General features: G+C 72.2%; 24 protein-coding genes. 10 read left to right on the forward strand and 14 right to left on the reverse strand.

Annotation, left to right across the window (positions count from 1 at the left end; all coding sequences use genetic code 11):
• Positions 1–2 precede the first annotated feature (2 nt).
• Genes ACPWUT_RS04535 through ACPWUT_RS04565 form a run of 7 tightly spaced genes read right to left on the reverse strand, consistent with a single transcriptional unit; the run spans position 3 to position 9,112 of the window.
• The gene (locus ACPWUT_RS04535; protein WP_425841094.1) at positions 3–974 is read right to left on the reverse strand and encodes a polysaccharide pyruvyl transferase family protein; all 972 of its coding nucleotides are present in this window, start codon (positions 972–974) and stop codon (positions 3–5) included.
• A complete protein-coding gene (locus tag ACPWUT_RS04540; RefSeq protein WP_284529197.1) occupies positions 971–2,557 on the reverse strand; it encodes an oligosaccharide flippase family protein in 1,587 nt (528 codons plus the stop codon). Before ACPWUT_RS04540 ends, ACPWUT_RS04535 begins: the two co-directional genes overlap by 4 nt.
• Positions 2,554–4,335 carry a hypothetical protein gene (locus ACPWUT_RS04545; RefSeq protein ID WP_425841099.1) on the reverse strand — a complete coding sequence of 594 codons (1,782 nt, stop codon included), beginning with the start codon at positions 4,333–4,335 and terminating at the stop codon, positions 2,554–2,556. Before ACPWUT_RS04545 ends, ACPWUT_RS04540 begins: the two co-directional genes overlap by 4 nt.
• Complete coding sequence (locus ACPWUT_RS04550; protein ID WP_425841102.1) at positions 4,332–5,936, reverse strand: glycosyltransferase family 2 protein; 1,605 nt, start codon at positions 5,934–5,936, stop codon at positions 4,332–4,334. Before ACPWUT_RS04550 ends, ACPWUT_RS04545 begins: the two co-directional genes overlap by 4 nt.
• Complete coding sequence (locus ACPWUT_RS04555; RefSeq protein WP_425841105.1) at positions 5,933–7,378, reverse strand: hypothetical protein; 1,446 nt, start codon at positions 7,376–7,378, stop codon at positions 5,933–5,935. Before ACPWUT_RS04555 ends, ACPWUT_RS04550 begins: the two co-directional genes overlap by 4 nt.
• The gene (locus ACPWUT_RS04560) at positions 7,375–8,319 is read right to left on the reverse strand and encodes a glycosyltransferase family 2 protein (RefSeq protein ID WP_425841108.1); all 945 of its coding nucleotides are present in this window, start codon (positions 8,317–8,319) and stop codon (positions 7,375–7,377) included. The genes ACPWUT_RS04555 and ACPWUT_RS04560 overlap by 4 nt, the downstream gene beginning before the upstream one ends.
• 4 nt (positions 8,320–8,323) lie before the next feature.
• Positions 8,324–9,112, reverse strand: coding sequence for a glycosyltransferase family 2 protein (locus ACPWUT_RS04565; protein WP_284529206.1), 789 nt, complete (start codon positions 9,110–9,112; stop codon positions 8,324–8,326).
• Between the two features lie 401 nt (positions 9,113–9,513).
• Here ACPWUT_RS04565 and ACPWUT_RS04570 point away from each other — a divergent pair, with 401 nt between their 5' ends.
• Both ACPWUT_RS04570 and ACPWUT_RS04575 read left to right on the forward strand, forming a co-directional pair.
• Positions 9,514–9,678, forward strand: coding sequence for a hypothetical protein (locus tag ACPWUT_RS04570; protein WP_425841111.1), 165 nt, complete (start codon positions 9,514–9,516; stop codon positions 9,676–9,678).
• 28 nt (positions 9,679–9,706) lie between these two features.
• Positions 9,707–11,461, forward strand: a complete 1,755-nt coding sequence (locus ACPWUT_RS04575; protein WP_425841114.1) for a proline--tRNA ligase — start codon at positions 9,707–9,709, stop codon at positions 11,459–11,461.
• Between the two features lie 6 nt (positions 11,462–11,467).
• Here the strand turns inward: ACPWUT_RS04575 and ACPWUT_RS04580 are convergent, their stop codons facing one another.
• Positions 11,468–12,085 (reverse strand): acetate uptake transporter family protein, encoded by a 618-nt coding sequence (locus tag ACPWUT_RS04580; RefSeq protein WP_284529222.1) that lies wholly within the window; start codon positions 12,083–12,085, stop codon positions 11,468–11,470.
• 40 nt (positions 12,086–12,125) lie between these two features.
• Positions 12,126–12,653, reverse strand: a complete 528-nt coding sequence (locus tag ACPWUT_RS04585) for a pyridoxamine 5'-phosphate oxidase family protein (protein WP_425841118.1) — start codon at positions 12,651–12,653, stop codon at positions 12,126–12,128.
• Positions 12,654–12,773: 120 nt separating this feature from the next.
• On the opposite strand from ACPWUT_RS04585, the gene ACPWUT_RS04590 reads away from it, so the two are divergent.
• Entirely contained in the window at positions 12,774–13,847 is a 1,074-nt protein-coding gene (locus ACPWUT_RS04590) for a TIGR00730 family Rossman fold protein (protein WP_425841121.1), read from the forward strand.
• Here ACPWUT_RS04590 and ACPWUT_RS04595 read toward each other — a convergent pair.
• Genes ACPWUT_RS04595 through ACPWUT_RS04605 form a run of 3 tightly spaced genes read right to left on the reverse strand, consistent with a single transcriptional unit; the run spans position 13,832 to position 15,883 of the window.
• Complete coding sequence (locus ACPWUT_RS04595) at positions 13,832–14,653, reverse strand: DUF1206 domain-containing protein (RefSeq protein WP_425841124.1); 822 nt, start codon at positions 14,651–14,653, stop codon at positions 13,832–13,834. The genes ACPWUT_RS04590 and ACPWUT_RS04595 overlap by 16 nt on opposite strands.
• Positions 14,654–14,671: 18 nt before the next feature.
• Positions 14,672–15,664 carry an alanine/glycine:cation symporter family protein gene (locus ACPWUT_RS04600; RefSeq protein ID WP_425842183.1) on the reverse strand — a complete coding sequence of 331 codons (993 nt, stop codon included), beginning with the start codon at positions 15,662–15,664 and terminating at the stop codon, positions 14,672–14,674.
• 9 nt (positions 15,665–15,673) lie between these two features.
• Entirely contained in the window at positions 15,674–15,883 is a 210-nt protein-coding gene (locus ACPWUT_RS04605) for an alanine:cation symporter family protein (protein WP_425841127.1), read from the reverse strand.
• Between the two features lie 103 nt (positions 15,884–15,986).
• On the opposite strand from ACPWUT_RS04605, the gene nusA reads away from it, so the two are divergent.
• The 4 genes from nusA (at position 15,987) to rbfA (ending at position 20,842) form a co-directional block, all read left to right on the forward strand.
• Positions 15,987–16,973 (forward strand): transcription termination factor NusA, encoded by a 987-nt coding sequence (gene nusA / locus ACPWUT_RS04610; protein WP_284529232.1) that lies wholly within the window; start codon positions 15,987–15,989, stop codon positions 16,971–16,973.
• Between the two features lie 102 nt (positions 16,974–17,075).
• Entirely contained in the window at positions 17,076–17,327 is a 252-nt protein-coding gene (locus ACPWUT_RS04615; protein WP_284529235.1) for a YlxR family protein, read from the forward strand.
• A 92-nt stretch (positions 17,328–17,419) separates the two neighbouring features.
• Positions 17,420–20,188, forward strand: coding sequence for a translation initiation factor IF-2 (gene infB / locus ACPWUT_RS04620; RefSeq protein WP_284529238.1), 2,769 nt, complete (start codon positions 17,420–17,422; stop codon positions 20,186–20,188).
• A gap of 174 nt (positions 20,189–20,362) precedes the next feature.
• Positions 20,363–20,842, forward strand: a complete 480-nt coding sequence (gene rbfA, locus ACPWUT_RS04625; protein ID WP_425841132.1) for a 30S ribosome-binding factor RbfA — start codon at positions 20,363–20,365, stop codon at positions 20,840–20,842.
• 45 nt (positions 20,843–20,887) lie between these two features.
• Here rbfA and ACPWUT_RS04630 read toward each other — a convergent pair whose 3' ends face one another.
• Both ACPWUT_RS04630 and ACPWUT_RS04635 read right to left on the reverse strand, forming a co-directional pair.
• Complete coding sequence (locus tag ACPWUT_RS04630; protein WP_425841135.1) at positions 20,888–21,376, reverse strand: flavodoxin family protein; 489 nt, start codon at positions 21,374–21,376, stop codon at positions 20,888–20,890.
• A 74-nt stretch (positions 21,377–21,450) separates the two neighbouring features.
• Entirely contained in the window at positions 21,451–22,356 is a 906-nt protein-coding gene (locus ACPWUT_RS04635) for an A/G-specific adenine glycosylase (protein ID WP_425841138.1), read from the reverse strand.
• Positions 22,357–22,405: 49 nt separating this feature from the next.
• On the opposite strand from ACPWUT_RS04635, the gene ACPWUT_RS04640 reads away from it, so the two are divergent.
• The 3 genes from ACPWUT_RS04640 to ACPWUT_RS04650 are packed head-to-tail and all read left to right on the forward strand — an operon-like array spanning position 22,406 to position 24,350.
• Positions 22,406–23,086: a uridine kinase gene (locus tag ACPWUT_RS04640; RefSeq protein ID WP_284529245.1), complete on the forward strand. Its 681-nt coding sequence runs from the start codon at positions 22,406–22,408 to the stop codon at positions 23,084–23,086.
• Entirely contained in the window at positions 23,086–23,985 is a 900-nt protein-coding gene (gene truB / locus ACPWUT_RS04645) for a tRNA pseudouridine(55) synthase TruB (RefSeq protein WP_284529246.1), read from the forward strand. Before ACPWUT_RS04640 ends, truB begins: the two co-directional genes overlap by 1 nt.
• The gene (locus ACPWUT_RS04650; protein WP_284529248.1) at positions 23,982–24,350 is read left to right on the forward strand and encodes a hypothetical protein; all 369 of its coding nucleotides are present in this window, start codon (positions 23,982–23,984) and stop codon (positions 24,348–24,350) included. The genes truB and ACPWUT_RS04650 overlap by 4 nt, the downstream gene beginning before the upstream one ends.
• Positions 24,351–24,367 lie beyond the last annotated feature (17 nt).

Raw genomic sequence — 24,367 nt, forward strand, 5'->3', positions numbered from 1 at the left:
GGTCAGTGCACCGCCTCGCGCGCTGCGGAGAGGTCGGAGACCAGCTGCAGCGGCGCGTCGAGGTCGGTCATCCAGGTGTCGACGTAGCTGCTGAGCTTGCCGTTCGCGTTGTCGATGGCGATCACCCGCCTGCCCATCTGCAGGGCGAGGAGCATCGCGTGCAGGCGATCGGTGACGATCGTCTCGCCGGCGCTCAGCAGCGCGATGCCGGTCTCGAGCCGGGTCTCGGCGTCGGCGAACCACCGCGCCGTCGTCCGGTTCATGCGGCGGGTGAGGGCCCCCTCGCGGACGATGCGGGTGAGACGGCGGCGGGCGCGGTCACCGAGCGTCATCGCGGGCCAGTCGACGCTGTCCGCGGCGGCATCGCTGTGCGGGACGCCTCCCGGGCCGGCGCGCCCGACCAGGGCGCTCTCGGCATCGCGACGGAGCACGAACAGCAGGTCCTGCACCGGCGCGGGCGCGTCCAGCGCGCCGAGCATGTGGACGCTGTCGGGTGCCAGGAAGGCTCCCGGCACCGAGGGTGCGACGGTCGCGAGCGAGGTGCGGTCGCGTACGGCGAGGCGCAGTGCGGTGCGCGTGGCCATGCGCCGGCGGAACTGGTCGTGATCGTCGGCGCTCGCGAAATGCACGGACTGCGGCTCCTGGATGAGCAGCGTGTCCTCCCGCAGGTGCTCGGCGAGACGGTAGCGGTGCGCGGAGTGCTGCGGGTAGAGCCCGCCGAAGTTGCCGCCGCCCTGGATGGCCACGGGGATCGTCGAGGAGTGGACGCGGTCGTCGATCGTCATCCACGAGTAGGTCGCCGCGACGCGGATGCCCGCACGGCGCCAGAACTCCGCCTGGCCGAGCGCGATGAGGGAGTCGCCGATGTTCTCGTAATCGGGGAAGTCGGTGAGGATGAGCTCGTCCACCCCCTCGTGCAGACGGGCGAGGGCGTCGAAGGAGGCCTGCTGCATCCGCTCGATGTAGGCGGTCATCGCGCGTTCTCCCGTCGTTCGGTCGCGCCGCGGCGCGTCAGGCGGCTGAGCGCCCGTCGTGCCGGGGCGTCGGTCATGAGGTAGACGCCTCCCAGGGCGAGCGCCCACGCGAGGCTCAGGAGCGCGGCTCCGGCGAGGTCCGGCCGCAGCAGCGCCGCGGCCGCGCTCAGGGCGGCGGCGAAGGGGAGGGCCGGAAGGAGCGGTCGCAGCAGGCACTGCACCATGAAGTCGCGGCCTCGGGCGCCCACCCGGCGCAGCACGACGGCGACGTACACCGGCTCCAGCAGAACGATCGGCAGGACGATGCCGAGGGCGATCCCCGGCAGCCCCAGCGCCGATCCGAGCACGAAGGCGAGCGCGGTGCCGGTCACCGCCCACACGGCATGCAGGATCGCGTACGGCCGCACCCGGCCCTGCGCGATAAGGATCGGCATCGCCAGCAGGTGGTTGTTGTTGGCGAACAGCGACAGGATCAGGATCTGGGCGACCAGCGCGGCTGGGGCACCGTCCGCCCCGATCCAGCTCGCCATCACGACCGGCATGAACAGCACCGCCGGCACGAGGACGATCGTCATCAGCATGTTCGCGTAGCGGGTGCCCGTGAGGTACAGCGTCCGGTGCGCGTCGGCGCCGCCGGTGCGTTCCTGCATCGCGGCCATCGGCAGGAGGGCCGTCGACAGCGACGAGGTGACCTCCTTGACGACGAGGTACATCCGCTGCCCCGCCGTGAACAGCGCCGTGAAGGCGAGCGGCAGCAGCACGGCGGTCAGCACGCCGCCGATCTGGGTGACGACCACCGCGGAGAGCCCGATCACCATCAGCTGCGCGCTCATGGCGAACAGCTCGCGGAACGTCGACCAGCGGAAGTCGGCGACGCGCACCGTCAGAGCGGGCGCGCGCCGGCGGCGCAGCCACAGCGCCAGGCCGCCCAGCACGAGCGTCGCGGTGAGATCGGCGACGGCGACGGCGACGATGCCCCATCCCAGCGCGCAGACCGCGAGGGTCAGCACGACGCGCACGATCGCCTGGACGATCATCGCGACGTTGACGTCGTCGATCCGTCCGACGCCGGCCAGGACCTGCCGGGCGGGCGAGAGGGCGAGGAGGAGGAACACGTTCGCACTGCCGAGCACCACGAGCACCCACGCCGTGTCGTGCAGCGACGGCGGCACCGCTGCGGCGCCGATCGTGAGGGTGAGGGAGATCGCGACCGCCGCTCCCATGACCAGCGCGGCGACGAGGTAGAACCCCGCGCTCGCCGCGGCGATCCGCCGCATGCGCTCCGCGTCGCCGGCGGGATGCGCATGGGCGATGAAGCGCGTCGTGGCGTCGCCGATCCCGAGGTCCTGCTGGAAGATCGCGCCGAGCGCCACCGTGAGCGCGTACAGGCCGTACGCGTCCGGCCCGACCGCCTGCAGCACCACCGGCAGCAGGGCGACGTAGGCGACGAGGGTGGCGGCGCGCGCGCCGTAGGTGGTGGCGATGGCCCGCGCCGCGGACGCCGGCGCCCGGTGCGGCCGCTCAGGGGTGACCGGCGCGGGCGTGGTCGGCGCCGCCGGGGCGAGGGGTGCCGTCGCGCTCATCCGCCGGCCCCGTCGTCGAGTCGGTACATGAGGATGTCGTCGCTGGAGTACTCGAGCATCCAGCGCGGGTCCGCGTCGACGATGGCGATGAGGTTGTCGAGCGACCCCGCCGGCAGCGTGCCGTAGTAGTCGTTGTAGTAGCGCATCTGCCGGGTGATGAGCATGATGGAGCGCTGGCCGCTCGCCAGCAGGGTCTCGGTCATCCGGTTCATGCGCGTCGGGTCGGAGAAGTCCTCGTCCTCCCACCACGAGTTCAGCCACGTGTCGATGCCCGTGTCGAACTCGGCGCTGCTGCGGACGAAGTCCGCGTACTCGGCCACGAGCCGTCCGGGAGCGCCCGGCGCGACGCCGATGGTGAGGGTGCTCGGGTCCTCCTCGGTCAGGATGCGGGTCGCCACGTCGACGGACTCGGTCGTCACCAGGTTCGCGAACCAGCCCCCGTAGTACGCCTGCGCGGACAGCAGCGTCATGGCGGCGACGCCGACGATCGCCGTCGAGCGTCGTCCCCACGCGCTCGACGTGCGGACCGTGCGACCGCGTCTCCTCGCCTGGAGGAGCGCGGTGACCCCCGGCGCGAGGATCATCGCGCACCCCGGGAGCGAGTACATGAAGACGCGGAAGATCGCCTCGCCGCCGTACCCCTGACCGACGAGGATCAGCAGCGGCGAGAAGGCGATCGTCGCCACGGTCAGCGTCTCGCGCCGCTGCTGCGGATGCCGGATGAAGCGCCGGACGATCACCGCTCCCGCCGACACCCACACCGCCCCCGACACGATGCGCGCCGCCAGCGAGTTGACGGACTGGCCGATGCTCGGCGTCCCGCCCGACTGCTGCGAGCGCGTCTGCAGGTTGGCGAGCAGATCGAAGTTCAGCAGGCTCCCGAAGCGCGAGAGGACGTCCAGGTGCAGCAGCATGTAGCCGACGGCGAGGGCGACGAGGACCGCGACCAGGTAGCGCGGGCGGATCCTCCCCAGGATCGTCAGCGCGGCCGTCGCCGCGATCAGCCAGAACGGCGTCAGCTGGTGGGTGACCACGATCCCGGCGAAGATCGCCACCGCGACCCAGGCGGCGGCGCGGGAGCGGGTCGAGGACAGGAGCAGGGCGAGCACCACGATCCCCAGGGTGAAGGCGATCGCCTGCGGCGACATGTAGTCCTGCGCCACCCAGTTGGCGGCGTGGGCGAGGTAGGCCGCGACGAGCGAGGTCCACACGGGCATGTCGCGGGAGCGGCACAGGTGGTACACCGCATAGACGATCGCCAGCTGCACGACGACCGGGAACCACAGCGCCACGCTCGTCGTGTCGGTTCCGGTGACGTCGTTCAGCCACGCCACCAGCGCGAAGGCCCCCGGCCAGTTGTGGTAGATGTCGATCGTCTGGTCGACCGCCCCGTAGCGCTGGATGTAGTCGACCACCCCGAAGTGCTTGTACGTCCAGGAGTAGGACGGCTCGGCGACCCCCACGGTCATCGGCAGCCTCATGACGACCACCGTCATCACGAGCGCGGCCACCGCGGTGCGGCGGGCCTGCAGCGCGATGGCGAGGCAGAACCCCAGCGCCGCCAGGACGATCGATGCCGCGAACAGCGGGCTCGCCGCCGTGAGCAGCCCGAACATGCTCCAGGGCGCATCCCGCATGGTCGTCGCAGAGACGGCCCAGGCCGCTCCCGCTGCCGCCACCAGCGCGGCGGGCACGGTCCAGGTCGGGGGGCGACGGGTCTCGCGGCGGGGCGCGGGGGCGGCCGAGCTCGGCGCCGCACGGGTGATGATCGCCGTCATGCCCGCACCCCCGCACGGAAGGTCGCCGCAGCCACGGCGAGCGTGGTCGCCGAGATCGCCGCGAGCGCGAGTGCCGGCTGCCACCAGGCGGCGAAGGCCGAGGCGGTGACCAGGAGGATCATCGCCGTGAGCCCCAGCGCCGGTACGGCCAGAGAGGTCAGCGGCGGTGAGAGCGGCACCCAGGCGCGGACCACCGCCCCGGGGCCCACGAGCACGAAGCAGGCGAGCAGGGCGAGGGAGAGGCCGGTGGGAAGCGGGAGGGCCGCAAGCAGGCCCAGCACGCCCGCGGCGGCGGCGATCGCCGCCCACAGCCGCCGCTCCAGCACCGCCCCGCGCGAGGACGGACCCGCGTAGACCCCCGCGTCGCGCTGGCGCCTGCTCTCGCGCAGGTAGCTGGCCGGGCCGCCCAGGATGCTCCGCAGCTCGCGGCGGGCGACGGAACGGTCGGCCTCCGAGGCGGCCCGCGTCGTCGCGGCGCCGTCGACGGTCGTCATGGGCTTGCGCAGCAGGCGGGAGACGGCACGCGGGGCGCGACGCACCGCGGCGCCGAGCATCCTCGGGTCCAGCACCACCGTCGTGGCCCAGGCCCCGAAGCCCCGGCCGTAGCCGACGGCCTGCGCCGTCAGCGCCGCGAGGTCCGCGCGGTGCCGGTGCCAGACGATCGCCGCCGGCTCGACGACGATCGCCGCGTCCGCGTAGAGGATCCGCAGGAACATGTCGAGGTCCTCGCCGCCCTGGGTGCCCGTTCCGGCGCCCAGCGCCGAGTCGAAGCCGCCGAGACCGACCATCGTGTCCCGGCGCACCGCGAAGTTCGCGCCGGTGCCGAACTCGCCGACGCAGAAGGGGAACATCGGCAGGTCGGCGGGCGGGTCGCTCAGACGGAAGACGCGCGGCACGATGAGCTTCGACCAGCTGACCCGCGCGTCGAAGTAGCTCTGCACCGCATTGCGGAGCTCGCCGCTGGGGACGGCCCCGGTCACGCAGCCGACGTCGTCGCCGACGGCGAAGCCCGCCGCGAGCCGGCGGACCCACTGCGGGTCGACGATGACGTCGTCGTCGGTGAAGGCGACGATCGACGAGGTCGCGGCCCGCAGCCCGGCGTTCCTCGCGTGGGAGAGCCCTGCGGTGTCCTCGCGCACGTAGCGGAAGTCGGGGTGCTCGCGCGCGACGAGCTCGGCGGTGCGCGTGGTGGCCGGTGCGTTGTCGACGACCACCACCTCGAGGGCCTCCCACTCGAGCGCCGCGAGGGAGTGCAGCGTCTCCCGGAGCGTCTCGGGGCGCTCCCGTGTGCACACGACGACCGTGACCGGGACGACGGCGGGCTCGGGGAGCCCGGCGGCGGGCGGCAGCGCGTCCACCGCCTCCCGGACGACCGCCGCATCGGCGGCGCCGTCCGAGACGGGCACGGCGACGTAGCCGCGGATGCCGGCGTCGTCGCGCACGAGCAGGCGAGCGCGATCGAAGCGCTCGCCGCCGTCGAGGAGCAGCGTGTCGGTCGCCGGGGTGAGCCGGTCGGCGTCGAGGAGTCCGACCCAGGTCGCCTCCTCGCGCTCGACCTCGCCGTGCAGGGGCATGGCGGCGGACAGGAGCAGTGTCGTCATGCGGAGCCTCCAGAGACAGGAGCAGCAGGGACAGGAGCAGCGGGGACAGGAGCAGCGGGGACGGAAGCAGCGGCGGCGGGAGCAGCGGGCGAAGGCGCGTGCGCGGGGGAGACGGGACCCGGCGCCGCCCCGATGCGGGCGGGCGCCCAGGTGCCGATGAGGGCGAGGGCTCCGGCGCCGATCAGCAGCGACAGCGCGGCGCCGGCGGCGCCGAGGACGGGGATGAGCGTCGCGCAGCCGGCGAGCACGAGCAGGATCCACACGCCGTTGGCGGCGATCACGGGCGCGACGCGCTGGCGGGCGCGCAGCAGGGCCGACCACAGGTCGTAGCGGGGGCGCAGCGCGCTCGCGAGGACGAGGGCGGCGACGATGAGCAGGCCCTGCGCGGGGGCGTACTCGTCGCCCAGCAGCCACATCACCAGCGGGGCCGCGGCGGTGGCGGCGGCGCCGAGCAGCAGCACGATGCGCGACACCCTCGCCGAGAGGTGCCGGGTCGCCTCCGCGCTCGCGTCGTAGTCGATCGACGCGTTGCGCGCGAGCGAGGTGGCCACCCCGACGCCGATGAGGTCCAGGGCGACGCTCACCTGGTAGCTGAGGGCGAACACGGCGCCCTCGGCCGGCGAGGAGAGCACCGTCACGAGGAACGAGAGCGACAGCCCGAGCGCGAGGACGGATCCGGTCGCCACGGCGTTCTGCGCCGTGAAGCGGAGGAACGCGCGGGACAGGGCGCGGTCCCAGTGCCGGCCGGGGTCGCCTGCGGTGCGGAGGGCGGCGAGCGCCCGAGGCACGACGACCAGCAGGCTGACGGCCGTGGCGACCAGGGCCGGCGCGAGGGTCGCGATCAGCAGGAGGGAGGGCTGGTCCGGCGCGAGCACGCCCATCGCGCCGACCAGGGCGACCTTCCCCGCCCCTGCCACCGCACTCAGCCAGGCCGTGGCCCGCGCCGACCCCGCCCCGGCCAGGGCCTGCGTCTGCAGGTTGAAGAGGGCCCAGACGACGGTGGCGACCGTCACGATCACTACGACGACGGGTGCCGGCTGGTCGCCCGGCAGGAGGCTGCCGGCGAGCAGGCCCGCGCCCGCCCCGGCGACCACGGCGGTGCCCGCGGTGACGGCGACCGCGCGCGACATCACAGCGGCAGAGGCAGGCCCGCCCGGCGGTAGCAGCACGATGAGCGCGCTTCCCGGACCGACGGCGGCGAACGCGGCCGCCGCCATGACGATCGACAGCAGCGAGGCCTCCACGCCCAGCGTCGTCTGCGGGAGCACGACGGCGGCGACGGCCCAGAAGAGCACTCCCGACCCGCTGCCGACGGCATACCCGGTGAACAGCCAGGCGGCGTCCCGCGAGATGGTGCGCGCCGCGCGGCTCCCGGCCGACTCGCGCGTCCCCGGGGCTGCGGGGGCGGGCGGTCGCAGAGCGCGCGGCGGGTGGGAGGTCATGTCCCCGCCGGCTCCGCGATCAGGGAGCGACGTGCCGACACCGGGCCCGGGGACAGCCGTCCGCGCAGGAATCCGGCGGCCGCCAGGGCCACCGAGAGGGCGATGGCGCCCGCGCCGATCCATCCGCCGGGACCGTCGCCGAGCTGGCGGACGATGCCGGCCGGAAGCACGCCGGCGACATAGGCCGACTCGGAGGCGAGGGCGCTCTGGCGTCCGACGGTGCGGCTGATCGCCGCCTTGGAGATGCCTTCGCACCAGCTGCGGTGGACGACGTAGCGCAGCCGGACGCGATCGGCGCTGACGTGGTGGTGGACGATCGCGCCCGGAACGTAGCGGATCAGCCGTGCGGGATCTTCCGCGCGCAGCCGGATGCAGACCTCCGTCTCCTCGCACCCGATGGGCAGGCGCCCGACCCGCCCGGTGTCCGGGTTGAACCCGCCGAGCGCGCGGAGGGGCGCCGTGCGGTAGGCCATGGAGCACCCCATCACGTTGCGCACGTCGGCGTCGTCCTCGGGCAGTCCGAGGTAGCTGCAGCCGACGATCCAGAGGAGCTCGGGGGGCAGCACGGCCGGGGCCGCGCCGGGCCAGATCGGCAGTGCACGGCCTCCCGTGGCGACGACGGCGGGGTCGTCGAAGGGCGCCGTGAGACCGGCGAGCCAGCCCTCGTCGGCCCAGGCGTCGTCGTCCAGGAACGCGACCACCTCGGCATCGGTCGCCGCCAGCGCCGTGTTGCGCGCGGTGGACAGGCCCTGGGCGCCGACGTTCGCGATGACCGTCAGATCGGGCCAGCGCTCGACGGCGCGGGTGCGGAGCGCGTCGTTGTGGTCGACGACGAGGATCGTCTCGTGCGCCGGCTGCTGTGCGCGCACCGACTCGACCGAGAGGACGAGCTGATCCCACCGGTCGAGCGTGTACGCGCAGATGACCACGGCGATCGACATGGACTCAGCCCATCGCCCCGCTGGGCTCGATGGCCGCCTCCAGGAGCGCGGGCTCCAGGCGGGTGCGGGTGCGCCACCGACGGCGCTCGTCGAGGACCGTCCTGAGCACCCGCAGACCGTCCGAGATGGCGTGGAGGTTGCTCTCGCCGTGGATCCGCGACAGCTCGACGCTCGGGACCTCGACCACCCGCAGCCGGTTCTGCGCGAACCGGCAGTTGAGCAGGGTCTCGATCTCGAAGCCGTCGCCCCACGCCATGGCCTCCGCCCCGTCGGCCAGGTGGACCGGGGGCAGCTCGAGTGCCGGCAGCACGCGGCGCCAGAACGCGTTGTAGCCGTAGCAGAGGTCGGTGTACCGCGTTCCGAGGAGGGCGTTGGTCAGGAGGTTCAGCATCCGGTTGCCGAGGTTGCGGTGCAGCGTGATGTCCTCGCTGGCGCCGCCCGCCATGTACCGGCTGCCCTTGCTGACGTCCGCTCCGCGCACGAGCGCGTCGACGAAGCGGGGGATCTCGGCGGCGTCCGCCGAGCCGTCCGCGTCGAACATCACGATGATGTCGCCGGTGGCGCGCTCGAAGCCGCAGACCAGGGCGTTGCCCTTGCCGCGCCGCGTCTGGGTGATGACGTCGACACCCGGTCGGACGCGCCGCGCCACCTCGGCCGTCCCGTCGACGGAGTGGCCGTCGACCACGATGATCTCGTGGACCTCGGGCAGCTGGGGGAGGACGATCTCGAGGTTCTTCGCCTCGTTGCGTGCCGGGACGATGATCGAGATTCGGGGGGAGTGCAGATCGGTCATGGGGGAGGGCGCCTTTCGCAGAGATGAGACAGGACGTGATGACCAGAGCTGTTCAGTTGGCACGCAGAACCGATCTCCTGCGCGGCGTTGCGATCTCACGCCCTGGTTTCCCCGGACTCTCGTCGACGGAGGATCGGTCCGTTGCGATGCACTGCGGGAGGGGGAGCAGGGATGGTGCCGTTGCGGTGGATCTCTTCCTCGATGCTCCCGCCGTCGTGTTTCGGCCGGATAAACGGCCGACAGCAGTCCGATTAAGCCGGGCCGCGCCCTGTCCGCCGGATGGCGGACACCCGCCCTCCGCGTGTCCGCCGGATGGAGGACACTCCCAGGTGCGAGGCGCTCCGAGAGCGGTACGATGGCCCTATCGGGCGTGATCGGACGCCGGACTCAGGAGGACGCACGTGTGGGGACGCAAGCGCGACGACGCGCTCTCGGATCAGTGCCAGTGCGGCCATGACCGCGCCGCCCACGAGCACTACCGCCGGGGCACCGAGTGCTCGCTCTGCGACATCCGGCAGTGCTCACAGTTCCAGGCGGTCTCCGTGCCGCAGTACTCGAAGGCGTGAGGCTCCCCGCCCCGTAAGCTAGACCCTCGTGGTCACACGTCTGTCGAACTTCTTCCTCCGCACGCTCCGTGAAGATCCCGCGGATGCCGAGGTCACGAGCCATCGCCTGCTCGTGCGCGCCGGGTACATCCGCCGCGCCGCACCGGGGATCTTCACCTGGCTGCCGCTCGGCCTGCGCGTGAAGGCCAAGATCGAGGCCGTGATCCGCGAGGAGATGGCAGCCGCCGGGGCGTTCGAGGTGCACTTCCCCGCGCTCCTGCCGCGCGACCCGTACGAGGCGTCGGGCCGGTGGACCTCCTACGGCGACGGCATCTTCCGGCTGCAGGACCGCAAGGGGGCCGACTACCTGCTCGCGCCGACCCACGAGGAGATGTTCACGCTCCTCGTGAAGGACCTCTACTCGTCCTACAAGGACCTGCCGCTGACGATCTATCAGATCCAGGACAAGTACCGCGACGAGGCCCGTCCGCGTGCCGGGCTCCTGCGAGGCCGTGAGTTCACGATGAAGGACGCGTACTCGTTCGACTACACCGATGAGGGACAGGACCGCTCCTACCAGGCGCAGCGCGACGCCTACGAGCGCATCTTCCAGCGGCTCGGACTCGAATACGTCATCGTCGCCGCCGACAACGGGCTGATGGGCGGGGCCCGCTCCGAGGAGTTCCTCCACCCCACCCCGGTCGGCGAGGACACGTTCGTGCGCTCGGCCGGCGGCTACGCGGCCAACGTCGAGGCGTTCACGACGGTCGCCCCCGACCCCGTCCCGTTCGACGGCCTGCCCGATCCCGTGATCTTCGACTCTCCCGGCACGCCGACGATCGACACGCTCGTCGCGCACGCCAACGCCGTGCTCGACGGCGAGTTCACCGCGGCCGACACGCTGAAGAACGTCGTCCTCGCCCTGACCCACCTCGACGGCTCGCGCGAGCTGGTGGTCGTCGGCCTCCCCGGCGACCGCGAGATCGACGACAAGCGCGCCGAGGTGGCTTTCGCCCCCGCCGCGGTCGAGCCGGCCACCCCCGAGGACTTCGAGCGCCACCCGCTGCTGGTCAAGGGCTACATCGGCCCCTGGTCGCCGCAGGGTGCGATCCTCGGCGAGGAGTCTGCCACGGGCATCCGCTACCTCCTCGATCCCCGGGTCGTGGAGGGCACCTCGTGGATCACGGGCGCCAACATCGACCAGAAGCACGCGCACTCGGTCGTGGCCGGCCGCGACTTCGGCAACGACGGCTTCGTCGAGGTCGCGAGCGTCCGCCCCGGCGATCCGGCCCCCGACGGCTCGGGACCGGTCGAGCTCGCTCGCGGGATGGAGATCGGGCACGTCTTCGCGCTCGGCCGCTTCTTCGCCGAGACCCTCGGGCTGAAGGTGCTCGACGAGAACGGCAAGCAGGTCACCGTCACGATGGGCTCCTACGGCATCGGGGTCACGCGGATCCTCGCGATCATCGCCGAGCTCAACAACGACGACAAGGGCCTCGTGTGGCCGTCGTCGGTCGCGCCGTTCGACGTGCAGGTCGTCGCGACCGGTCGCGACGGCGCGGCGTTCGAGCTCGCCGAGACGCTGTCGGCGGACCTCGAGGCGGCCGGGTTCGACGTGCTCTACGACGACCGGCCCAAGGTGTCGCCCGGAGTGAAGTTCGCCGACGCCGAGCTCGTCGGCGTGCCGCGGATCGTCATCGTCGGCCGAGGTGCGGCCGACGGCGAGGTCGAGCTCTGGGACCGTCGCTCGGGAGAGCGCGAGGTCGTCCCCGTCGCCGAGGCCGTCGCGCGTCTCGCGCGCTGACGGGCGTCAGGGCTCGCGGTCCGCGCCGCCCGCGATCCACGGCGGTCCGAGCGGCACGACGCGCCGGCCCATCGTGCGCCAGTAGAACTTCTCGACGAGCATGTAGGTCGCCAGCGCCGAGGCGCCCAGCAGGACGATCGCGCCGGCGATCCCGAGCGCCTCGATCCCCGCGAACGCGCTGACCGACTCGAGCGCGAGCCCGACCGACACGCACACGAGCGTGACGGGGAGCACCGTGTTGTGGGTCGCGGCGGCGAACACGAAGCCGAGGGCGATGATCGCGAACATCAGCGAGAAGACGCCCCGGGGAGTGCCCGTCACCTCGAAGAAGCCGAGCTCGCCGCCGAGCAGGAACCCGGGCATGCAGATCCAGTACCAGCCGAACGCGTTGTAGACGAGGAAGTGGAAGTCGTCGCCCACGAAGTAGGACAGCATCCCGGCGATCACCTGCACCACGCCGCCGAAGACGGCGCCCACCCAGAAGACCGAGCTCTCCGTCTGCACTCCGAGGTGCTCGAGCTGGGCCGTGAGGGTGGCGATGACGAACCCGAGGAGGCCGATGAGGCCGGGATCGGCGCGGCGGGAGGAGGCGATGATGTCGCGGGGTCTCGTGCGGTCGGTCACAGCCTCACGCTAGCGGGGCGCCGCTCCGGGTGGGGAGGCTTCAGCAGGAGATACGTCCGTGCCGCATGGTGTCGTCCGGCGTGTCCCGCGTGAGGAGGGCCTTGAGCATCCCGGCGGCCATCACGATCTTCCCGTGCGCCGGCTCCCAGAACTCGACCTCCCGGGGCGTCACCCGCAGCAGGGCGATCCCGGGGGTCTCGAGACCGTCCTCGAACCAGATGTCGAGCGACGGCGTGTACAGCTGCTCCATCCGGGCACGGTCGTGGACGACGCGCGCCGCGCCGGCCACCGAGACGAAGCGCATGCCCTTCGCGTCGAGGTAGGCGAGTCCCACCGCGTGGTCGGCTTCGACCTCGTCGACCTTCTTCGTGTCGTCGGAGGTGAAGAACCAGATGTCGCCCGCGTCGTCCATCTCCCGGGTGCTCATCGGCCGGCTGACCAGGTTGCCCGCCTCGTCGTGGGTCGTCAGCATCGTGAAGTCGATGTCCTCGACGAGCTCCTTCACCCGTGCGAGGGCCTCGGGCCCGGTCACCTCGTTGTCGCCGCGGGGCGCGTCTTCGTCCGTCATGCACCGAGGCTCCCACCGGCCCGCGCGGCGCCCCAGGGGGTTGACACGCGCGTCCTGACGGATCCCCGGGAGTTGCGCCGATGTTCACCCTCCGGCTCCCGGACGTGGCACCCTGGCACCATGACGGACAGCACCATTCCGCCCGAGGTCACCGAAGACGTCCGCCGGCTCCTGGCCGACGCCGGCATCACCGACGACACCGAGCTGGTGTCGCGGATCCTCGTGACGGGGGTGGGCCTCGGACTCGACGACACCAGCCGCCTCGACCTGAAGATCACGTCTGCCGCGCTGTCCGAGATGCGCCTGGCGTTCCGGCTGTTCGCCCCGTATCGCGACATCCCGAAGGTGACCGTGTTCGGCTCGGCGCGCACGCGGCCGGACGACCCGCTCTACACGACGACCGTCGACCTCGCCCGCGAGCTCGCCCGCCGCGGCTGGATGGTCGTCACGGGCGCCGGGCCCGGCATCATGCAGGCCGCCGCGGAGGGCGCGGGCGCCGAGCACTCGCTGGGGGTCTCGATCCGGCTGCCGTTCGAGGAGAAGCCCAACGCGATCGTCGGCGCGAACTCCCGGAACGTCGCCATGAAGTACTTCTTCACGCGCAAGCTGATGCTCGTCAAGGAGTCCAGCGGCTTCGTGTGCATGCCCGGCGGGTTCGGCACGCTCGACGAGATGTTCGAGCTGCTCACGCTCCAGCAGACCGGCAAGGCCGAGCCGACGCCGATCGTCCTGCTCGACGAGCCGGGCGGGCACTTCTGGCGGGGCCTCCAGCAGTTCGCCGACGAGCACCTGATCCCCTCCGGCGTGATCTCGCCCGACGACCTGGACCGCGTGCTCGTCACCGACTCGGTGGAGCGCGCCGCCGAGGAGGTCACCGGCTTCTGGCGCAACTACGACTCGCTCCGCTGGATCGGGCAGCGACTGGTCCTGCGACTGCGGGCCGAGCCCACCGACGCCGAGGTGGCGGAGCTCAACGAACGGTTCGGGCACCTGCTCACCACCGGGCGCATCGAGCGCTCGGGCCCGCGACGGCGGGAGGTGCAGGACGACGACCGGGTCGACCTGCCGCGCCTCATCATGAGCTACAACCAGTTCCGCGTCGGGCAGCTCTTCCACCTCATCCGCGCGGTCAACTCCCTGGCGAGCGCGCCGCCGGCCGCCCCGCCCGCAGCCCCGTCTCAGAGGCGGGCGTAGCGGGCTCGGAGGAAGCAGAAGACCCCGTAGGCGAGCAGGCCGACGCCGATCGCGAAGACGAGGAGCGGTCCCGCCATCATCTCCAGCAGCGCGCGGACCGCGCCGTCGAGTCCTCCGGCGGCCTCCGGCTCCACGCGGACGGCTGCGACGATCAGCAGGATCCCCACGGCCAGCAGCGCGAACCCCTTCGCGAGGAACCCGATCATCCCGAGCACGGTCACGGCGCCGCCCATCGGGCCCGGAGGGATCTCCACCTTGGTGCGGAACGAGCGCCGCACGCCCATGACGATGAACGAGACGCCGCCCACGGCGAGGCCCGTGCCCACGAGCCCCAGCAGCCAGGGTCCGCCGGGGATGACGAGGATGCCGCGGCTGGCCGCCTGCGCGGACTCCTCGGCGTCCGGACGAGCCCCGAGGGCCACGGCGACCGCGATGGCGGCGATCGCGAGGAAGACGAGGGTCTGACCCCATTCGCCGATCCTCACCGCCCATTTCTTGACGTCGGACCCGCGGCTGGCGAGCACGCCGTTGGCCAGATGCCAGAGGCCGAGGGCGGCGAGGAGCACGGCGAGCAGCCACAGCGCGGCGAAGCCGAGCGGAATCGTCGCGATCGCCTTGAACGCGCCCGCCTGATCGCTCTCGCCGCCGGCGCCGCGGGAGACGGCGATGACGATCGCCCCGATGATGAGGTGCACGACGCCGTTGGCGGCGTACCCGCCCCGCGCGAGCGCGCGGAGGGCGGTGGAGGAGCGGGCCTCCCGGGCCGCGTGCTTGGCGGCGGCTCGGGAGCCCGCACCGGTGGTCATGCGACCACGGTACTCATCTCACCGCTCGTCGGGGGAGTGGAGGTGATCGCGATGCTTCCGGTCCTGCCGGCGCTGGACCGGGACATCGATCGGTCCCGTGACCGTCAGCTCGTCCTCCCAGCACTCGATCCCCGTCACGCCGGGCAGCCGGTCCCGGGTGAAGACGGGGTCGCGTCCCTCGCGCCGCTGCGCCGTGTAGTCCTTCAGCAGCCGGAAGGCGATCGGCGACAGCAGGGCGATGGCGACGAGGTTGATGAGGGCCATGAGCCCCATGACGCCGTCGGCGAGGTTCCAGACGAGGTCCGCCGAGGCCACCGATCCCGCGAGGACCGCGACGACGACCACGGCCCGGTACCCCGTGAGCACGCCGGGGCTGCGGGTGATGAACTCGATGTTGGACTCGCCGTAGTAGTAGTTGCCCAGGATCGACGAGAACGCCAGCAGGAAGACGATCACGCTCAGCGCGACGTTGGACCAGTCGCCGAGCGTCGACACGAGGGCGCCCTGGGTCAGGTCGATGCCCCGTGAGGCGCCCGCCAGGTCGGGGACCGACACCAGGATGATGAACGCGGTGATCGAGCAGACGAGGAACGTGTCGAAGTAGACCCCGAGGGTCTGGACCAGGCCCTGCTTGACCGGGTGGGTCACCGCGGCGCTGGCGCCGGCGTTCGGCGCCGAGCCGAGGCCCGCCTCGTTGGAGAACATGCCGCGCTTGACGCCCGTCAGCACGATGTAGCCGAAGGCGGCGCCGACGACCTCGTTGAAGCCCCACGCCTGCGTGAAGATCGCCGCGAAGACGCGCGGCACCTCGGTGATGTGGAGGGCGACGACGGCGAGGCCGATGAGGAGATAGGCGATCGCCATGAGCGGCACGAGGGTCTGCGTGACCGAGGCGATGCGGCGGACCCCGCCGAAGACGACCAGGCCCGTGAGGAGGGCGATTGCCGCCCCGATGACCCACGGCAGCCACGCCGCGTCGGCGTCGAAGGTCGTGACCAGCGTGCTGGTGATCGTGTTGGCCTAGGACTCGATGAAGCTCGACGCGCCGCCGATGAACGCCATCAGCCACATCCAGAACACCGCGCCCGGGCCGCCGACGGCGATCGCCGTGCCGACGCCGGCGATGTTGCCCACCCCCACGCGCGAGGCCGCCGAGATCGTGAACGCCTGGAACGCCGAGACCGACTGCGGCTCTCCGGCGGCGTGCGTCCATCGGGTCAGTATGGCCATCCCTGGCGCACGATGCCAGGACGACCGCGCCGGGCATCGGGTAACGTTGTGTGGATGCCGCGGCGGTGACGCCGGGGCAGGACATCTGAAGAGGGAGGCACCTGTGGACATCGATCTGGGACTGCTGCGCACGGTCGAGCGAGAGAAGGAGATCCCCTTCGAGGAGCTCGTGCGGATCATCGAGCAGGCGATCCTCACCGCCTACGCCAAGCACACCTCCCCGACGGGTGAGCTCCCCGAGGGCGCCCGCGCGGTGCTCGACCGCAAGACCGGTCACGTCGCCGTGTTCGTGCCCCTGCTCGACGAGGAGGGCGCGGTCATCGGCGAGGAGGAGTCCACGCCCGAGGACTTCGGACGCATCGCCGCCTTCGCCGCCAAGCAGGTGATCAGCCAGCGCCTGCGCGACATCGCCGACGACGCGATCCTGGGCGAGTTCCGGGGCAAGGAGGGCGACATCGTCGCCGGCGTCGTGCAGCAGGGTCCGAACCCCCGCATGGTGCACGTCGACCTCGGCACGATCGAGGCCATCCTTCCGCCCGAGGAGCAGGTCCCCGGTGAGGACTACGCCCACGGCTCGCGCATCCGCGTCTACGTGACTTCGGTCGCCAAGGGCACCAAGGGCCCGGCCATCACGGTCTCGCGCACCCACCCCGGCCTCGTGCGCAAGCTCTTCGCCCTCGAGGTGCCCGAGATCGCCTCGGGTCTCGTCGAGATCGTGTCCCTCGCACGCGAGGCCGGTCATCGCACGAAGATCGCCGTCAAGGCGAACGATCCCGCCATCAACGCCAAGGGCGCGTGCATCGGCGAGCTGGGCCGGCGCGTGCGCGCGGTCACCGAGGAGCTCGGCGGGGAGAAGATCGACATCGTCGACTACGACGCCGAACTCGCGAAGTTCGTCGCCAACGCGCTCTCGCCGGCGAAGGTGACGTCGAGCTTCATCCTCGACGCGAACAGCAAGGCCGTCCGTGCGCTCGTGCCCGACTACCAGCTGTCGCTCGCGATCGGCAAGGAGGGCCAGAACGCCCGGCTCGCCGCCAAGCTGACCGGCGCCAAGATCGACATCCAGCCTGACAGCATCCTGGAGTCGTGACGGATCAATGCCGCGGAGCGGCGTTGACGCGTCATCGACTCCAGATTGAGCGAGGGAGCGCAGCGACCGAGTCGAAATCTCACCGCGGTGAGAGGGGGTAGGATGGAACCTGTTCGAACGTGCGTGGGATGCCGCGCGCGTGCCCCTCGATCCTCGCTCTTGAGGGTCGTCGCCCGAGACGGCGTCCTCGTCGCAGACGAGAAAGCCTCTCTCCCGGGCCGGGGCGCGTGGGTGCATGACACGGATGCGTGCGTGGACACCGCCATCCGGCGCCGCGCCTTCGGACGTGCACTGCGCGTGTCAGGCCAGCTTGACATGCAGACCTTTCAAACCACCCACCAGCGAAACGGCTGAACGGCTATGGACTCAAAGTGAACGGCTCGAAATGAGACCCGTCCGCACGTAACGGTCTGCCCTGTCCGGGGTAGGCCCCAGACAGGAGAATTGTGGCAAAACCACGCGTACACGAGATCGCTTCCGAACTCGGCGTCGACAGTAAGGTCGCCCTCGCGAAGCTGAAGGAGCTCGGCGAGTTCGTCAAGAGCCCCTCGTCGACCATCGAGCCCCCCGTGGCTCGCAAGCTCCGTGCCGCCCTCGAGGCGGAGGGCTCCGCGAAGCCCGCCGGAGCGACGCCTGCCCCGGCGCGCCCCGCCGCCAAGCCCGCGGCGCCGGGAGCCAAGCCCGGTCCCGCGCGCCCCGCTGCGCCCGCGGCCCCGGCTGCTCCCGCGGCTGCGGCCCCCGCTGCTGCGGCGACCCCGGCTCCGGCCGCCCCGGCCCCGGCTGCTCCGGCGGCCCCGGCCGCGCCCGGTTCGGCGGCTCCGGCCGCCCCGGCGACCCCCGGCTCCGCGACGCCCGGTGCGGCGTCGCCCGCCGCGCCCCGCCCCGGTGGCGCGCGCCCCGGCAACAACCCGTTCGCGTCCTCGCAGGGCATGGGCCAGCGTCCCGCCGGTCCCCGTCCCGGCAACAACCCCTTCGCCTCGGCGCAGGGCATGGGCCAGCGTCCGACCCCCGGCAACATCCCGCGTCCGCAGGCTCCGCGCCCCGGTGCCCCCCGTCCCGGCGCTCCGCGTCCGGGCGGCGCGGGTCGTCCCGGCGGCGGCGGTCGTCCCGGCGCCCCGTTCCAGCAGCGTCCCGGCGGCCCCGGTCGTCCCGGCGGTGCCGGCGGCGGCTTCCAGCGTCCTGGCGCGCCCGGCGCGGGTGCTCCCGGTGGCGGGTTCGCCGGTCGTCCCGGCGGTGGCGGCGGTCGTGGCCGCGGCCCCGGCGGCGGTACCGCCGGTGCCTTCGGCAAGGGCGGCGGCAAGTCCAAGCAGCGCAAGTCGCGCAGGGCGAAGCGGCAGGAGTTCGAGATGCGGTCGGCGCCGGTCGTCGGCGGCGTCAACGTCTCGCGCGGCAACGGCGAGATCATCCGTCTGCGTCGCGGCGCCTCGATCGCCGACTTCGCGGACAAGCTCGAGGCCCTGAACGGCTACACCGTCCAGCCCGGCACGCTCGTGACCATCCTCTTCAACCTGGGTGAGATGGCCACGGCCACCGAGTCGCTCGACGAGGCGACCTTCGAGGTCCTCGGCGCGGAGCTCGGCTACAAGATCCAGATGGTCTCGCCCGAGGACGAGGACAAGGAGCTCCTGGAGGGCTTCGGTCTCGACCTCGAGGCGGAGCTGGAGGCCGAGAGCGAGGACGACCTCGAGATCCGTCCGCCCGTCGTGACCGTCATGGGCCACGTCGACCACGGTAAGACGCGACTGCTCGACGCCATCCGCCAGACGAACGTCGTGGCGGGCGAGGCCGGCGGCATCACGCAGCACATCGGTGCGTACCAGGTGTGGACCGAGCACGAGGGCATCGAGCGGGCCGTCACCTTCATCGACACCCCGGGTCACGAGGCGTTCACCGCCATGCGTGCCCGTGGTGCGCAGGTGACCGACCTCGCGATCCTCGTGGTCGCCGCCGACGACGGCATCATGCCGCAGACGGTGGAGGCGCTGAACCACGCGCAGGCGGCCGGTGTCCCGATCGTCGTGGCGGTGAACAAGATCGACAAGCCCGAGGCGAACCCCGCCAAGGTGCGTCAGCAGCTCACCGAGTACGGCCTCGTGGCCGAGGAGTACGGCGGCGACGTCATGTTCGTCGACGTCTCCGCGCGTCAGAACATCGGCATCCAGGACCTCCTCGACGCCGTGCTGCTCACCGCCGACGCGGGACTGGACCTCACGGCCAACCCGAACAAGGCGGCGCGAGGCGTCGCGATCGAGGCCAAGCTCGACAAGGGCCGCGGCTCGGTGGCGACCGTCCTGATCCAGTCCGGAACGCTGCGCGTCGGAGACGCGATCGTCGCCGGCACCGCGTACGGCCGTGTCCGCGCGATGATCGACGAGAACGGCGACCCGGTCGAGGAGGCCTACCCGTCGCGTCCCGTGCAGGTGCAGGGTCTGAACTCGGTGCCGCGCGCCGGGGACACCTTCATCGTCACGGAGGAGGACCGCACGGCCCGCCAGATCGCTGAGAAGCGCGAGGCGGCCGAGCGCAACGCCCAGCTGGCCAAGGCCCGCAAGCGCATCTCGCTCGAGGACTTCACCCGCGCTCTCGAAGAGGGCAAGGTCGAGTCGCTCAACCTCATCATCAAGGGCGACGTGTCCGGTGCCGTCGAGGCGCTGGAGGAGTCGCTCCTCAAGATCGAGGTCGACGACTCGGTGCAGCTGCGCATCATCCACCGCGGCGTGGGTGCGATCACCGAGTCCGACGTGAACCTGGCGACGATCGACAACGCGATCGTCATCGGCTTCAACGTGCGACCCGACGCGAAGGCGCGCGAGCGCGCCGCCCGCGAGGGTGTCGACATCCGCTTCTACTCCGTCATCTACAACGCGATCGATGACGTCGAGCAGTCCCTCACGGGCATGCTCAAGCCGGAGTACGAAGAGGTCCAGTCGGGTGTGGCCGAGATCCGCGAGGTGTTCCGCTCCTCGAAGTTCGGCAACATCGCCGGTGTCATCGTCCGCTCGGGAACGATCACGCGCAACGCGAAGGCGCGCGTCATCCGCGACGGTGTCGTCCTCGCCGATGGCCTCGCCATCGAGTCGCTGCGTCGCTTCAAGGACGACGTCACCGAGGTCCGTACCGACTTCGAAGCCGGTATCGGCCTCGGCAAGTACAACGACATCCAGATCGGCGACGAGATCGAGACCACCGAGATGGTCGAGAAGCCGCGCGGCTGATTTGTCACGGTCGTCGCTGCGGCGGTGACCTCCGGACTCGGATGCCCGCCTTCGGCAAGAGTGGGGCCCCTACCCCAATTGCCTCAGTCGGGCATCCGAGTCCTCCGGTCTCCGCCTCCGCGGCGGCCGACCCGCTCCGCCACGTGGCAGGGAGGGAAAGAGAAGGAGAAGGACATGAGTTCGGAACGTCAGGCGCGACTGGCAGACCGCATCCGGGTGCTCATCGCGGAGCGGCTCGACAAGGGGCTGCGCGACCCGCGCCTCGGATTCGTGACGATCACCGATGTGCGCGTCACCGGTGACCTCCAGCATGCTTCGGTGTTCTACACCGTCTACGGCTCCGACCAGGAGCGCGCCGACTCGGCCGCTGCACTGACCTCGGCGACCGGCATGCTCCGCAGCGAGGTCGGCCGTCGCCTCGGCGTGCGGCTGACGCCCACGCTCGAGTTCATCCACGACGCGCTGCCCGAGAACGCCGGGCACATCGAGGACCTCCTGCGCGAGGCGCGCGAGCGCGACGCCGCCGTGGCCGGCCTTGCGACGGGCGCGCACTACGCGGGCGACGAGGACCCCTACGTCAAGCCGCGCGAGGACGACGACGCCGACACCGCAGACGACGCCGACACCACTGCCGACGCCGACGAAGAGGACTGACAGGGCCCGCCCGATCCGCCGGGAGGTCGACGGCGGGCACTGCCCTCACGCCTCGACGAGGTGACGTCCCCATTCCGTGGCGCGGACGAGTTCGCCCTCCTCGAGGGGGCCGTGCTTGCCGGCGACGAAGAAGTCCACCACCTCGGCGGCGACGCTCTCGTGCGAGCGGAGCGCCTTCGCCGCCGACTTCGCGGCGGAACCGGTCAGGAAAGAATGCCCCTGACGTGTCGAGAACGTCACGACGCGGGGCACGGGCAGCGGCGAGGGCAGCGTTCTCAGCCATTCGCGCTCGCCCGTCTCCGTGGCGTCGGCGCCGTCCGACAGCGCCGCCGCCCGGCTGTCCGGCCGCGACATGGCGAAGGCGTGCGTCGGGCCGCCGATGACGAGCAGGTCGAGGTCGTCGGCGAGCGCGGCCGGCGCCTCGTCGACGGCGACCACCTGGGCGCGCCCGCGCTCGCGCAGGCCGCGTGCGATGGCCTGGGCGACCTGCTCCGTGTTGCCGAACTGCGATTCGAAGACGACGAGACTGTTCATGGGGCGGACACTAGACCGCGCCGGCCGCGCGCGGCGCGCGCTCGGCCCATGCAAAATCCCGGCGGCGGGGTGGGTCAGTCCTCGGCGCGAAGAGAAGGTGCGTCGCCGACGGGATGGCCCGGGAGCGACAGCAACCCGCCGCGCGCCTCGGCGAGCCCGTCCACGATGAGGGAGTCGATGGCGCGGTCGCGCTGCGGGGCATCCGGCCAATCGGGGACGATGTCGTCGAGGGGCACGGCCGCCGGGGCCGCGGCCCGAAGCGCGCGCAGCACCGCGCCGCGCGCCTGCCGGTCGCTGCCCTCGTAGCGCGCCTGGCGCCGGCGCTCGTCGCCGGTGTCGGGGTAGCCGGCGGCACGCCACGCGCAGCGGTCGGCGATGGGGCACGCGTCGCAGCGGGGGGAGCGCGCGGTGCAGACGACGGCGCCGAGCTCCATCGCGGCGGCGTTGACGATCGCCGCCTCCGCGGTGTCCGCCGGAAGGATCGCCTCCATCGCCGCGAGGTCGCGCCGCGCGGGGGGACCGGGCTGGGAGCGGCCTCCGACGGCGCGGGCGAGCACCCGTCGCGTGTTCGTGTCGACGACGGGATGCCGGTCCCCGTAGGCGAAGACGGCGACCGCCCGCGCCGTGTAGTCGCCGATCCCCGTCAGCGCGAGCAGCGCGGCGACGTCCCGCGGCACGACGCCGTCGTGCCGATCGCGGATCTCGACCGCCGCCCGGTGGAGCCAGAGGGCCCGGCGCGGGTAGCCGAGGTTGGCCCACTGGCGCACGGCCTCGGCGGGCGCGTCCGCGGCGAGCGCCGCCGGCGCCGGCCAGCGGGCGAGCCACGCCTCGAGGTGCGGGATCACGCGGTTCACGGGCGTCTGCTGGAGCATGAACTCGCTGACGAGCACGCCCCAGGCCCCGAAGCCGGGCGCGCGCCACGGGAGGGGGCGCGCATGAGCCCGGAACCACGCGCTGAGCGGGGCGGCGAGGTCGGGCATTCCTCCACCCTACGGCGGCGGATCGCCGCGCGGCCGTAGGCTGGATGCCATGCGTCTGCCCGTCACCCCCGCCTCCACGCTCTGGCGCTCGCTGCGCGACGAGGTGCGCCGAGACTACCCGCGGGGGCGCATCATGATCGCCGTCGACGGCGAGGACGGTGCCGGCAAGACGCGCTTCGCAGACAACCTGGCATCCGTCTTCGCCGAGGACGGCTCGGCGGTCTTCCGAGCCTCGATCGACGGCTTCCACCGCCCGCGGGCGGAGCGTTACGCCCGCGGGCGCACGTCGCCCGAGGGGTTCTATCGGGACTCCTACGACGAGGCGACGTTCCGCCGCGTGCTCGTCGATCCCTTCCGCTCCGGGGCGATGACCGACGCCGGGTTCCAGCTGGCCGCGTTCGACGTGGCGCGGGATGAGCCCGTGGAATCCGAATGGGTGACCGCGCCCCGCGACGCCGTGCTGATCGTCGACGGGATCTTCCTGAACCGTCCCGAGCTGCGCGGCATCTGGCACTGGTCGGTGTGGCTCGACGCGCCGCTCGATGTCCGGTACGCGCGCATGGCCGCTCGCGACGGGAGCGATCCGGATCCCGCCGCCGAGAGCAACCGTCGCTATCGCGGGGGCCAGGACCTCTACCTGCGCGAGGCCGATCCCCGCCACGCCGCCTCGGCGATCGTCGACAACACCGATCCCGACGCGCCGCGACGCGTCTACCAGGACTTCTGCTGATGGGTCCCCGCGGCATCCTCCTGGTCGACAAGCCGGCCGGGATCACCAGTCACGACGTCGTCGCCCGCTCCCGCCGTGCGCTGGACACCCGCAAGATCGGTCACGCCGGCACGCTCGACCCCATGGCCACGGGCCTGCTGATCCTCGGCGTCGGCAGCGCCACGCGGCTCCTCACCTTCATCGTCGGGCTCGACAAGACCTACGAGGCGACCATCCGCCTGGGCGTGTCCACCGACTCGGACGACGCCGACGGCGTCGAGACGGCGCGCGCCGATGACGCGCTCGTCGACGCGGTCTCCGACGACGCGATCGCGACGGGGATCGCCGGCCTCACCGGCTCCATCTCGCAGGTCCCGAGCACCGTCTCGGCGATCAAGGTGGGCGGCAGGCGCGCCTACGACCTGGCGCGGGCGGGGGAGGAGGTCGCCCTGAAGGCCCGAGAGGTCACCGTCTCGCGGTTCGACGTGCGGGCCGTGCGTCGCTCGCCGGGCACCGTGGACCTCGACGTCGTCGTCGACTGCTCCAGCGGCACCTACATCCGCGCCCTGGCCCGCGACCTGGGCGCCGCCCTCGGCGTGGGCGGGCACCTCACGGCGCTGCGACGCACGCGGATCGGTCCGTTCGAGGTGACGGCCGCGTCACCCGACATCGCCCCGGACACCCCCGTGCTCGGCGCCGCGGAGGTCGCCGCCGCGGTACTCGGCGCATTCGCCGTCACCGCCGAGGAGGCACGGGACCTGCGACACGGCAAGCGGCTGGGCGGGGCCGCGGACCGCCTCGACGGGGCGCACCCGACCCCGGCGGCGATCGACCCGGACGGACGCCTGGTCGGCATCGTCGAGCGGCGCGGCGGCGATGTGAAGAGCATCATGAACATGGCCGAGGAGGAGTCCACGTGATCCTGTGGTTCACCATCGCCCAGGTCGCGGTCGCCGTCGCGGCGGGGCTCCTGTGCACCGTGGCCGGTCTCGCGGGCCGTCGGCCGGGCGACGTGACCGTCGGCAGTCTGGCGCTTCTGCTCCTGCTGCTGATCGGCCAGGTGGTCGTCGCGGTCATCGCGCCGTTCGCAGGCAACGCCCCCACCGGGAGCGCGCTGGAGTTCTGGGTCTACCTGGTCTCGGCGGTGCTCCTGCCTCCGGCCGCCGTCGCCTGGGCGCTGATCGAGCGCAGCCGATGGAGCACAGTCATCATGGGCATCGCGGCGCTGGCCGTGGCGGTCATGGTGTGGCGCATGCACGTGATCTGGACCGTGCAGATCGGCTGAGCGGCGGCGCGGGCTCC

Origin of the sequence: Microbacterium sp. PA5 (genome assembly GCF_049860775.1) — a bacterium.
GTDB lineage: Bacteria > Actinomycetota > Actinomycetes > Actinomycetales > Microbacteriaceae > Microbacterium.